This window comes from Pseudomonas fluorescens (genome assembly GCF_000730425.1).
Taxonomy (GTDB): domain Bacteria; phylum Pseudomonadota; class Gammaproteobacteria; order Pseudomonadales; family Pseudomonadaceae; genus Aquipseudomonas; species Aquipseudomonas fluorescens_X.
The window spans coordinates 5849516-5861470 of record NZ_CP008896.1 but is presented as its reverse complement, the minus strand read 5'-3'; the positions used below and the strand labels follow the sequence as shown (position 1 = coordinate 5861470).

At 60.9% G+C, this 11955-nt stretch carries 8 protein-coding genes; 5 read left to right on the top strand and 3 right to left on the bottom strand.

Annotated elements, in window-relative coordinates; all coding sequences use genetic code 11:
* Nucleotides 1–3: 3 nt before the first annotated feature.
* Nucleotides 4–4845 carry an NEL-type E3 ubiquitin ligase domain-containing protein gene (locus HZ99_RS26405; RefSeq protein WP_038447332.1) on the bottom strand — a complete coding sequence of 1614 codons (4842 nt, stop codon included), beginning with the start codon at nt 4843–4845 and terminating at the stop codon, nt 4–6.
* A 308-nt stretch (nt 4846–5153) separates the two neighbouring features.
* Here HZ99_RS26405 and HZ99_RS26395 point away from each other — a divergent pair, with 308 nt between their 5' ends.
* From HZ99_RS26395 to HZ99_RS26380, 4 genes are all read left to right on the top strand, one after another.
* A complete protein-coding gene (locus HZ99_RS26395) occupies nt 5154–6926 on the top strand; it encodes an N-acetylglutaminylglutamine amidotransferase (protein ID WP_038447326.1) in 1773 nt (590 codons plus the stop codon).
* A 3-nt stretch (nt 6927–6929) separates the two neighbouring features.
* Nucleotides 6930–8675 carry an N-acetylglutaminylglutamine synthetase gene (ngg, locus tag HZ99_RS26390; protein WP_038447322.1) on the top strand — a complete coding sequence of 582 codons (1746 nt, stop codon included), beginning with the start codon at nt 6930–6932 and terminating at the stop codon, nt 8673–8675.
* Between the two features lie 147 nt (nt 8676–8822).
* Nucleotides 8823–10007: an osmoprotectant NAGGN system M42 family peptidase gene (locus HZ99_RS26385; RefSeq protein WP_038447320.1), complete on the top strand. Its 1185-nt coding sequence runs from the start codon at nt 8823–8825 to the stop codon at nt 10005–10007.
* 59 nt (nt 10008–10066) lie between these two features.
* Entirely contained in the window at nt 10067–10294 is a 228-nt protein-coding gene (locus tag HZ99_RS26380; RefSeq protein ID WP_038447318.1) for a YheU family protein, read from the top strand.
* On the opposite strand, the gene csrA is transcribed toward HZ99_RS26380, so the two are convergent.
* Entirely contained in the window at nt 10291–10479 is a 189-nt protein-coding gene (gene csrA, locus HZ99_RS26375; RefSeq protein ID WP_038447316.1) for a carbon storage regulator CsrA, read from the bottom strand. The genes HZ99_RS26380 and csrA overlap by 4 nt on opposite strands.
* Before the next feature lie 173 nt (nt 10480–10652).
* Nucleotides 10653–11468, bottom strand: coding sequence for an SDR family oxidoreductase (locus tag HZ99_RS26370; protein WP_038447314.1), 816 nt, complete (start codon nt 11466–11468; stop codon nt 10653–10655).
* 330 nt (nt 11469–11798) lie between these two features.
* Between HZ99_RS26370 and HZ99_RS28200 the strand changes: the two genes are divergently transcribed.
* Complete coding sequence (locus HZ99_RS28200) at nt 11799–11951, top strand: DUF3309 family protein (protein WP_003216767.1); 153 nt, start codon at nt 11799–11801, stop codon at nt 11949–11951.
* Nucleotides 11952–11955 lie beyond the last annotated feature (4 nt).

Here is an 11955-nt window from a genome sequence, read left to right as displayed (position 1 = left end):
CACTCACAGCAGCGGGAGTTCACAGGCCAGGCTCAACCCTTCCTGCCTCAACGCTTCCTGGGTCAGGCGTGCGTACTCAAGCTGTTCGGCCTGCTGCTGCTCATGCAGTATCAGGTTCATTTGGTTGCGATAGGCGGTGTCGTTCAGGGTCAGGCTCTGGTCGAAGACGGCCTGCATGCGCGTATCGAATGGATCATTCAGGCGCTCGAACGATCCGCCATAGGTGCGCTTGAGGTAATGCCGCCAGAACGGCAGCTCGATCACGAACTTCTGCAAATCCGGCGACAGTTCCGCCGCCCTGACGTGCACTTCGGCGTCACTCAGGGCCTGCTGGGTCACACCGGCTAGGCGAGAAAAGCGCATATGCCTTGGCTGGCCCGGCAAATGGAAGCTATCGACCAGGCCGGTTCGATACGCAAGGCTGACCTCCAGCGGATCGACCATCGGATGTTCATCACTGTGACGACGCGCCAGGCGCTCCAACTGATCCAGGCGAAACAGGCCACGGGCCAGCTTCAACAATGTGCCAGCGGTTACCTGGCCACCCTCCACCGCCTTTGACGCCTCATGGATTTCAACCAGAACCTCCAGATTGCTAAAGCTGACCGCCGCCGCGTCATCACAATTGATCGGCGTTGCCGCCCGCGCGAAAATCTCCTCACGCAAACCGGCATCGCCACTGGCAGCCTCCAGTACTCGCCACACGCGTCGGTTCATGTCCTCGCGTATATACGTGGTGTCTGCCGTGCCACCCAACTCGCTCAGGAGCTTGAACAGGCCATCTGCGCCGGGTTCATCGCGCAGCATGCTCCAGGTCTCGGTTCTCTGGGAGTAATACGACTCCCGGCCATCCGCCAGCCACAGTTCCCGCGCACTTTGCTCGCTCAGGCGCCCCAGGTCGTCCTCCAGAAAGCCCATGCCCACGCCGGTGCTATTGCGGTAGTTGCGCAATAACCGACGACTGCGCAGGTCCAGCGGGTTGTGTCGCAGGTTGATCACCTGCGCCAATTGCCGGGGCACGTTGTACAACCAACCTGGCAAGTCGGCGATATCGTTGCCGCGCAGATCAACCTGTTCGAGGTGAGGAATCCGCCACAAGCCCCTGGGTACCTCCTTGAGCCGGCAATCACGCAAGGCCAGATGGCGTAAATCAAAGAGCTGGCTGACCAGCGGGGGATCCAGCAGCGGGTTGTCGCTCAGGTTCAGTACCCTAAGATTGCTCAGGCTGGCGAGCTTGCCACGGGTGTATTCCGTCATTTGCAAGCGATTACCACCCAGGTACAGATGTCGAAGGTGGGGCATCTGCACCAACACTTCAGGCAAGCGGGTGAGCTGGTTATCGTTCAACTCCAGGGTGCGCAGCCCCTTGAAGTGCTTGAGGAAATAAGCCACGTCGTCATTGAGCTCCATGCGCCTGAGCGACAACTGCTGCACATGGTCAAAACTGACACCTGCCGGCAACGTCGGCAACGGCCCCACCGTCAAGCCGTCCAGCACCAGGCTGGGGACCTTCCGGCTTTGCTCGTCTGCCAACAACGTCGCGTACTGCCAACTGCGCTCGATAGCCTGCATCGCCTGGAAACGATTGAGTCGATGATTGACCTGCCCGTCGGGGAGCGAGATCGTCCAGGCCGCTTCCTTGCGCCACTCCTTGAGTGCACGATGCAGCTGCTCGTATTGGATCTGCAGCCCCCTAACGGCTTTTGCACGGCTCAGATGATCCTCCCCCAGGGCCTGAAGGAACGTAGATACACGCAAATCATCGAACAACGGGAAGAGCTTTCTGACTTTGCGTACCAACCCTGCCGGATGGCGAACCGGCTCACCCGGTACCGACTGCGCACACGCAGCCAGACGGGGTTGGCGTACCGGCCTGTCGGGCCAGATGTAACGGGCCAGACGAGGGCGTTGACCCTGTGCCTTGCTCGCGATGCGATAGCGCAACTGACCAGCCTGATCGGCGCCAGTCAACCCCAGCGCGGCACGCTCACGGGCGGGCATGGCGTCAAGAATGGCGTGATACAGACCTTCGCGCCCTTGCGTCAGCGCTCCCAGCCCCGTGGCACCGTCCTCACTGACCCTGAATCCTGCGCTCTGCTTGACCACCATACGTCGAAGCGTCGCCGACTCATTCCCCACCTGGGCCAGTAGCGGGCCATCAAGGGTCTGATTGCGTATCTGCAACATCAGGTTCTCAGGCCACCCCTCCACGAACGGTAGCAACCCGCATACCACACGCAGGGTCGCGTCGCTGGCCAACTCGGGCAAGTACAAGCCCATCAAGACGTGATCCTCATGCAGGCTCTCCACCCTCTCCTGCGCCCGTTGAGCCACCCGCAGCGGCACCCGGCCGCGGCTGCGCAATTGCCAGCGTTCTGCCGCCGTGGCCTGGGTCATGACCTCCCATGCCACACGGATCGGTAACTGGGGATAATGTCCCTTGAGCAGCCCATGATCACTCTGGTCGATCACGTCCCCAGACTGATAGAGCGCTTCGTAGACCCGATGCTGGTTTTCCTTGAGCGATGCGATCAACCTGCGGGTCAACACCTCCTGCTCCTCACGGAGATCTGCCACGCTGCCCACCAGAGGCCGTTTGTCTTCATGATCCAAGGCCTGCAGCACCTTGGGTATCACACTGCCCTCACTGAGTTCCTGTTCGGTGATGTGGATACTCAGGTCTTCATAATCGAAAGGTGCCGTGTCGGGGTAACGCTCAAGCAGGTTGCCTTCATTGTCCAATACCTCGAAGAAGCGCCCTTGCGGCCATCCGTCCAGCAACGGCAACGCCAGCATCTGGGCCCTCGCTGTAGCGCTATCCAGCGCCTCGTCGTGCTCCATTTGCCAAAGCAAGTCACGCACCGTCTGCTTGCGTTCATAGCGCAACGCACAGTCGCGAAAGCGCTCCGGCAGCGGCAGGTTCTGCCGGGCCAATTGCTGCAAGCGGGGCACACTCATCTGCGTAATGTCGGCAATTTCCTGCAGGTGGCCCGCAGGCAAACCCCGCAAACTGGGGTCCAGGCGTTGCAGCAGGTAGGTCGCGTCGTGCCATTGCCAAGGTCGCTCGAAGGTAAACTGCCAGCCTCCTTGATTGTTGTGGATCATGGGCGGGCGATAAGCGTCTGCACGTTGCGGATGCTGCGCTCGCCAGTATCCCGCGCGCCCATCAAAGGCAATTGCATAAAGCCCTCCATCCACCTTGACGTAAGACTGCCCGTTGACCTGGTAAAGGCCCCTGGGGCTGGCAATAGTGCCCCGCAGGTCGAGCGAGTGCCGATACGCACGCAGGCTACCGCGCCAAAGGCGCGTGCGATTATCGGGTAACCGGACCGCCTCCAGCCCATCAAAAAACTCGGACGCCGGTAACAGGGTGCGCTTGATCACCCCCACAGCCTTGACGCCGGCGGCAAACAACGCCATGGCGGCGATGTTTTCCGCCACATTGATCAGGTGCTCAAGCGCCTCGCTGTTTTGATGATGCCTCCAATCCTCAAATCCCTCGTAGACCTCACCCAGCAACTGGCCGACAGCCACGCCCATCATCAGTTGCCCCAAGAGCGGCACCACCATCCCGGCGACATTCAGCAAGGTCAAGCCCACATCAAGGTAGTTCTGCAAACGCTGCCGGCGCGCCTCTTCATCGACCTGCACCACCGGCACAGCCAGGACTCGCGCATCCAGTTGGGTTTTCCCCACGCAGGCGTTGAAGAAAAACGCAGAGAAGTTGCCCGTCACTGGCAACGGCTGCATGAGCGCCAAAGTTCTGTCCTGGTCAAAGCGGGTGAAGAAATTGAAACGCTCGGACTCATCCAGATAGCGGGTGAACGCCTTGCGATAGCTCCCGACTTGCAGCTTCAGGGTCAGATAGGTCGTGAAGTCCTCCAGCGATGGGTATTCGTACACAACGCGCACCGGCTCCCCAGGCATGTACACCACCAGCGGGCCACTCAAGCCCCCGGCCGGCGAGTCGCCACATAGCACCAGTACCGTCCACAAACAGGCGCCGCCAATGTTCAGGCCGTGCCACACCAGCGGCTTGTGGTGGAACATCATGTGTCGAGCCTCTGTCGCCGGGCGGTCGAGCCTGACCGCCTCAAGCAGCAGTGTGTACGTCGACTCACTGATGTCACCTTTGCCATGGGCGATGTGCAGGTTGAGCTTCATGTCCAGGCACATGGACCGGCCGACATCGCTCAACGCCGGGTTGTACCCTCTCTCAAGGGTGCCCACCGACATCTCCGGCGCCGGCAGGTTGAAGACCTCACGCAGATGCGCTTGATACGCCTCGCCCAGATCCAACTCACGACAGTAGCCCGCGAACTCATGAGCCTTGAGGGTCGGCAGTCTCCTGCGCTTTGCCCCGACAACGATATGCGCGTCCCGTGGCATTCCGTTGGGCTCAGCGAGGGCTGCGGGGAAATTTTGCATAGCTGCCTGCAACAGGCTGTGTTTCTCAAGGTGAACGGCCTCGATCAGCGCGCCACCCAAATCAGGCCCCACGCCAGAGAGTGCGCGCCTGGGCACCTCCAATTGGTCGTATTCGATGTCCAGCGAACTGAAACCCTTGTCAGCCAGAAACCGGCTCAAGCGCTCGGCACAAAACCGCTCCAGAGGCACCACGCGCTTTAACAATCGCGCAGCCCGCTCACGCGGCTGCCGGCTTTCGGCATGAGCCTCTTCAATCGCCCGCAACAGTTCAGGCTTTGCCTGCACCAGCCAGGCCGGCAGGTTTTCCTGGAGCACCTGGGCCTTGTCCAGATCACCAGTAATATCCAATAGCGCTCCCAACAACAGATCTTGCGTCAAGGGGTCGGCGACTTGAGTCACCTCACGTTTTTGCGTCATGGGCAATGCTCCTTATTGCATCGAACAATGACGCTCAACATAAGCGCTACGGTGCTGGCAAAAGGTTCGAAAAGCAGGACGGCCAGCCCCCGGACCCAACAGGATTTTGCAGGCAGTCTTGACCTATTTACCCCCATTGCCACGCAGCCCAGGGCCGGCGGGAACCGGGCAGAGAGCGGCCGCGGCCTTTTGCCTTATAACGGATTGATCTAAAACTCCAGGTAATCCACTAGGTCAGTCTCTGGGTACCCGCTGTTTTGGCGCGGCACTTTTTACCCCTCCCCAACGGAAAAACCGGTAAGGAATTTATGTGCGGATTAGCTGGAGAATTACGTTTCGATACCCAACCTGCCGACCTGGCAGCCATTGAACGCATCACCCATCACCTGGCCCCTCGCGGCCCCGACGCCTGGGGTTTCCACGCCCAAGGACCGATTGCCCTGGGTCATCGGCGCCTGAAAATCATGGACCTGTCGGACGGCTCGGCCCAACCGATGGTCGACGCCCAACTGGGCCTGTCCCTGGCGTTCAACGGTGCGATCTACAATTTCCCCGAGTTGCGCACCGAACTCGAAAGCCTGGGGTACGCGTTCTATTCCGGTGGCGACACCGAAGTGCTGCTCAAGGGCTATCACGCTTGGGGCGAAGCCTTGCTGCCCAAGCTCAACGGCATGTTTGCCTTTGCCATCTGGGAGCGCGACAGCCAGCGCTTGTTTATCGCCCGTGACCGCCTGGGCGTGAAGCCCTTGTACCTGTCGCGCAACGGCCAGCGCCTGCGTTTTGCCTCGACGCTGCCGGCGCTGCTCAAAGGCGGTGATATCAACCCGCTCCTCGATCCGGTCGCGCTCAATCACTACCTCAATTTCCACGCCGTGGTACCCGCGCCGCGCACCCTGCTGGCAGGTATCGAGAAACTGCCACCCGCCAGCTGGATGCGGGTCGACGCCAGCGGCAACACCGAACAGAAAACCTGGTGGACCCTGCCCTACGGCCCCCATGACGATGAAAAGCACCTGACTCTGGAAGACTGGACCGACCGCGTGCTCGACAGCACCCGCGAAGCTGTGGCCATTCGTCAACGCGCTGCCGTGGATGTAGGTGTGCTGCTCTCTGGCGGCGTGGATTCAAGCCTGCTTGTAGGCCTGCTGCGTGAAGTCGGCGTGCAGGACCTGTCGACCTTCTCCATCGGCTTTGAAGATGCCAGCGGCGAGCGTGGCGACGAGTTCCAGTATTCGGATCTGATCGCCAGGCACTACGGCACCCGGCATCACCAATTGCGCATCGCCGAAAGCGAGATCATCGAGCAATTGCCGGCCGCGTTGCGCGCCATGAGTGAGCCGATGGTCAGTCATGACTGCATCGCCTTCTACCTCTTGTCCCGGGAGGTGGCCAAGCATTGCAAGGTGGTGCAGAGCGGCCAGGGCGCCGATGAATTGTTCGCCGGCTATCACTGGTACCCGCAGGTGGACGGTGCGAGCGACCCTTACGCCGCCTATCGCGAAGCATTCTTCGATCGCAGCTACGACGACTATGCCGCGACCGTCGCACCGCAATGGCTGACAGCCCATGACGCCGCCGGTGACTTTGTACGCGAACATTTCGCCCAACCCGGCGCCGAGGCCGCCGTGGATAAAGCCCTGCGCCTGGACAGCACGGTGATGCTGGTGGACGACCCGGTCAAGCGGGTGGATAACATGACCATGGCCTGGGGCCTGGAGGCACGCACGCCGTTTCTCGACTACCGCCTGGTGGAGTTGTCGGCCCGGGTGCCCGGCAAATTCAAGCTGCCGGACGGTGGCAAGCAAGTGCTCAAGGAAGCCGCACGCCGGGTCATTCCCAGCGAGGTTATCGACCGCAAGAAAGGCTACTTCCCGGTGCCCGGCCTCAAGCACCTGCGGGGCGATACCCTGAACTGGGTGCGTGATCTGCTGCTCGACCCGAGCCAGGATCGTGGCCTGTTCAACCCAGCGATGCTCGACCGCCTGCTCACCGATCCCCAAGGGCAACTGACGCCGCTGCGCGGCTCCAAGCTGTGGCAATTGGCAGCCTTGAACCTGTGGCTCAGCGAACAAGGAATCTGATTGATGAAACCTCATGCCACGGCCTACAGCCAACGCCTGCTACGCGGCCAGGCGCCGTCCTACGAGCGCCTGCAGGCACGCTTCGCCGAAGACGGCAGCGAACCCAGCGCGCAGCCCATCGCGGTGCATTGCGGATGGGGTCGCCTGTTGATCGGCCACACCTTCCCTGAACCTGCAAGCCTTGCCCTGGAGCTGCTCAACGAGCAATCGGGGGAGCGAGATGTCGCTCTGTATGTGGCAGCGCCCCAGCAGATCCTCGGGATCGATCCGCAACAATTGTTTCTCGACCCCTCCGACGCCTTGCGCCTGTGGTTCACCGACTACCGGCCGGCAACCCGGGTGTTTCGCGGCTTTCGTATTCGCCGGGTACAGAACCCAACCGACTGGCTGGCCGTCAACCGCCTGTACCAGGGGCGCGGCATGCCACCGGTGGATCCCAGCCTGTTGACCCCACGCCATCACGGCGGCCCGGTGTACTGGCTGGCCGAGGATGAAGACAGCCGCACGGTGATCGGCAGCGTCATGGGCCTCAATCACCAGAAAGCGTTCCATGATCCGGAAAACGGCAGCAGCCTCTGGTCCCTGGCCGTGGACCCGCAATGCTCACGGCCGGGAGTCGGTGAAGTGCTGGTGCGCCACCTGATCGAACACTTTATGAGCCGTGGCCTGAGTTACCTGGACCTGTCGGTATTGCACGACAATTGCCAGGCAAAAAGCCTCTATGCCAAGCTCGGCTTTCGCGCCCTCACCACCTTTGCCATCAAGCGCAAGAACGGCATCAACCAGCCACTGTTTCTCGGGCCTGGGCCGCAGGCAGGGTTCAACCCCTATGCACGGATCATCGTCGAGGAAGCTCATCGTCGGGGTATCGATGTGCAGGTGGACGATGCCGCTGCCGGGCTGTTCACCCTCATTCATGGCGGGCGCCGGGTGCGCTGCCGCGAGTCGTTGAGCGACCTGACCAGCGCGGTCAGCATGACCTTGTGCCAGGACAAAAGCCTGACCCACAAGGTCTTGAGCGCCGCCGGTTTGAACTTGCCGTCGCAGCAACGGGCCGCCAGCGTCGACGATAACCTGGCGTTTCTCGACGAACACCAGCGCATCGTGGTCAAGCCGCTGGACGGTGAACAGGGCCAGGGCGTGGCCGTGGACTTGCAGACGATCGAGGAAGTGCAAAGCGCCATCGACGCGGCGCGCCAGTTCGACTCACGGGTGTTGCTGGAGAGTTTCCATGAAGGCCTGGACTTGCGCATCCTGGTGATCGGCTTTGAAGTCGTGGCGGCCGCGATCCGTCACCCGGCCCAGGTGAAGGGGGATGGCAAGCACTCGATCCGGGCGTTGATCGAAGCCCAGAGCCGGCGCCGCCAGGCAGCCACCGGCGGCGAGAGCAAGATCCCGGTGGATGACGAAACCCTGCGCACCTTGAAAGCGGCGGGTTACGGCTACGACAGCATCCTGCCTTGCGGGGAAATACTGGCGGTGCGCCGTACCGCCAACCTGCACACCGGGGGATGCCTGGAAGATGTCACGGCGATCCTGCACCCGACCCTGGTGGACGCTGCCGTGCGTGCGGCCCGCGCCCTCGATATCCCCATGGTGGGCCTGGACCTGATGGTGCCGGCCGCCGACCAGCCGCAGTACGTCTTTATCGAGGCCAATGAACGCGCAGGATTGGCCAATCATGAACCGCAACCGACTGCGCAGAAATTCGTGGATTTGTTGTTTCCCCATAGCCAGCCCACGGCTTGAGTAAAGGCATGCCCGCACGGGCCCCACCGCCGGCAAGCCGGCTCCTACATGGGTACGCAATCAACTGTAGGAGCCGTTACCGACGATGGGGCCCGTGCAGGCACCCTCATCGAAACCATCGATGCCCCCAACTCATCAGGAGTTTCCATGACCCGAACCCTCCCCGAACCGGATCTCAACTACCTGCAGAAAGTGCTGTTGGAGATGCTCGCCATCCCCAGCCCCACCGGGTTTACCGACACCATCGTGCGCTACGTCGCCGAGCGCCTGGAAGAACTGGGCATCCCTTTTGAAATGACCCGGCGCGGGACCATCCGCGCCACCCTCAAGGGCCAGAAAAGCAGCCCGGACCGCGCAGTTTGCGCACACCTGGACACCATCGGCGCGGCCGTGCGGGCGATCAAGGACAATGGCCGCCTGACGCTGGCGCCCGTCGGCTGCTGGTCCAGCCGCTTTGCCGAAGGCAGCCGCGTCAGTCTGTTCACCGACAATGGCGTGATCCGCGGCAGCGTCCTGCCGCTGATGGCTTCCGGGCATGCATTCAATACCGCCGTCGATGAGATGCCCATCAGTTGGGACCATATCGAACTGCGCCTGGACGCCTACTGCGCCACCCGCGCCGATTGCGACGCCCTGGGAGTCAGCGTCGGTGACTTCGTGGCCTTCGACCCACTGCCGGAGTTCACCGACAGTGGCCATATCAGCGCCCGTCACCTGGATGACAAAGCCGGGGTTGCCGCCTTGCTGGCAGCGCTCAAGGCCATCGTCGACAGGGGTGAACCGTTGCTGATCGACTGCCACCCACTGTTCACCATCACCGAAGAAACCGGCAGTGGCGCAGCTGCCGCGTTACCCTGGGATGTCAGCGAATTCGTCGGTATCGACATTGCCCCGGTCGCCCCCGGCCAGCATTCCAGCGAGCATGCCGTCAGCGTAGCCATGCAGGATTCCGGTGGCCCCTACGACTATCACTTGTCCCGTCACCTGCTGCGCCTGGCCTGCGACCATGAGTTGCCGGTACGCCGCGATCTGTTTCGCTATTACTTCAGCGATGCCCACTCGGCTGTCACGGCCGGCCACGATATCCGCACCGCGCTGCTGGCGTTTGGTTGCGACGCGACCCACGGCTACGAGCGCACCCATCTCGACAGCCTGGCGGCCTTGAGTCGCCTGCTGGGCGCCTACATCCTCAGCCCACCGGTGTTTGCCAGCGATGCACAGCCAGCCCAGGGCTCCCTGGACCGCTTCAGCCATCAACTGGAGCACGAGACGCAAATGGAGAGCGATACCCGTGTCCCCTCGGTAGACAGCCTGGTCGGGCAGAAAACCTGAGACTGGCAACAAGGGGCCCGGCGCAGTAGCATCGCCGGGACCCACCCATTGAGGCTTGTATGCTGATTCCCCACGATGCACTTGAAGTCGACACCCTGACCCGTCTGATCGAAGACTTCGTCACCCGCGACGGCACCGATAACGGCGACGACACGCCCCTGGAAACCCGGGTACTGCGTGTGCGCCAGGCGCTGACCAAGGGCCAGGCACTGATCGTTTTCGACCCTGAGAGTGAACAGTGCCAACTGCTGCTCAAGCACGATGTGCCCAAGCACCTGTTCGACTAGGGGATAGGCGCGGGGTGCTCCTGCAGGTGGCGGATCTTTTCGTAGACCTCCGCCCGGTGCACCTTGACCCCTGCCGGCGCTTCCACGCCAAGTTTCACCTGGAGGTTGTTGACCTCCAGGATGCGCAGGGTGATGTGATCACCGATGGATATGATTTCGCCTACCGCGCGGCTAAGTACCAGCATGGCGTTTGTCCTTTGGAAAGTTACCGGACCTCGACCATGCCCCCTCCCCTTCGGCTCATCAATGACCTGCCAGATAAACAGATCTGCCCTACAAACCACAGCTGACTTTACTGACAGACGAATATCAAATCACCCAAAAGCCCCTCCATAATCAAACATAACGTTTATCCCACTCAGCCTTTGACCGACTGAGCCTTGGCGCGCATTTTCTCCGACATACTGGTCATCTCGTCATACAACAGTTGTGGATTTTTCTGCTTCAGGGCCCAGGCCATCCGCCCTTGTTCATGGGGCAGGATCATGAACTCACCTGCGGCCACACGCTGGTAGATGTAATCGGCGATGTCTGACGCAGTGATCGGCGAGCTTTCCAGCAGTTTGCCGACCTGGGCCTTCATTGCCGGGGTCGGGCCGCGGAACGAGTCCAGCAGGTTGGTCTGGAAGAACGACGGGCACACCACATGCACCCCGACCTCCTGTTGCTTGAGTTCCACCAGCAGGCTTTCCGAAAGCGCCACCACACCGGCCTTGGCCACGTTGTAGTTGCTCATGGCCGGGCCTTGCATCAGGGCCGCCATGGAGGCGATGTTGATGATCCGGCCCTTGCTCCTTTCCAGCAGCGGCAGGAAGGCCTTGCACCCCTTGACCACGCCCATCAGGTTGATTGCGATCTGCCAGTCCCAATCCTCCAGGGACAGCTCGCTGAAGAACCCACCCGAGGCGACCCCGGCGTTATTGACGATCACATCGATGCCTCCCAGCTTGACTTCGCAGGCCTGGGCAAAGGCAGTGAGCTGGCTGTAGTCACGCACATCGCAACGCTGGATAAATCCATCGCCACCGGCCTGGCGCACCAGCGCCAGGGTTTCCTGCAAACCCGGCTCACTGATGTCCGACAAGGCCAACTGCCAGCCTTCACGAGCCCAGCGCAGAGCGATTTCGCGACCCAGGCCGGATCCGGCGCCAGTGATCATCATGCGATTTTGCATAGAAAGTAGCCTTGTGGTTCAGGGAAGAAGTACGTCGCAGTGTAGCGAAGGTTATTCGCGGCCCCATGCACCATCAAGTTGCTGAATGCCCGGAGCAAACCAAAAGCCCGGTCGGATACCGGAGCGTGGGGTAAGTTCAATCTTGTTTAAACTAAGTGCGAAACAGTGCAACAATTAAAAAGGAAATAAGCCAGCAACCAAATAGGATTAAAAAACAGGGAATTTTCTGCAAAGTACACGAGTCGGATTAATTAAGGTGGCCGTTTTAAATGTACGGCCCTGACAATTAACAACCCGATCTTTTCAGAAGGCTAATAAGGAAAACAAACTATGAGTCTCATACTTATCATTATTCTGATCCTCTTGCTGGTCGGCGGCCTGCCGGTATTCCCGCACTCGCGTAACTGGGGTTATGGGCCATCGGGCATTCTCGGTACAGTGCTGGTGGTGCTGTTGATCCTGTTGTTGCTGGGTAAGATATAACTCC

Coding starts and splice junctions, on each gene's coding strand:
- HZ99_RS26385 (WP_038447320.1), top strand. CDS start 8,823: ATGACCCGAACCCTCCCCGAACCGGATCTCAACTACCTGCAGAAAGTG.
- csrA (WP_038447316.1), bottom strand. CDS start 10,479: ATGCTGGTACTTAGCCGCGCGGTAGGCGAAATCATATCCATCGGTGAT.
- HZ99_RS28200 (WP_003216767.1), top strand. CDS start 11,799: ATGAGTCTCATACTTATCATTATTCTGATCCTCTTGCTGGTCGGCGGC.
- HZ99_RS26405 (WP_038447332.1), bottom strand. CDS start 4,845: ATGACGCAAAAACGTGAGGTGACTCAAGTCGCCGACCCCTTGACGCAA.
- HZ99_RS26395 (WP_038447326.1), top strand. CDS start 5,154: ATGTGCGGATTAGCTGGAGAATTACGTTTCGATACCCAACCTGCCGAC.
- HZ99_RS26380 (WP_038447318.1), top strand. CDS start 10,067: ATGCTGATTCCCCACGATGCACTTGAAGTCGACACCCTGACCCGTCTG.
- ngg (WP_038447322.1), top strand. CDS start 6,930: ATGAAACCTCATGCCACGGCCTACAGCCAACGCCTGCTACGCGGCCAG.
- HZ99_RS26370 (WP_038447314.1), bottom strand. CDS start 11,468: ATGCAAAATCGCATGATGATCACTGGCGCCGGATCCGGCCTGGGTCGC.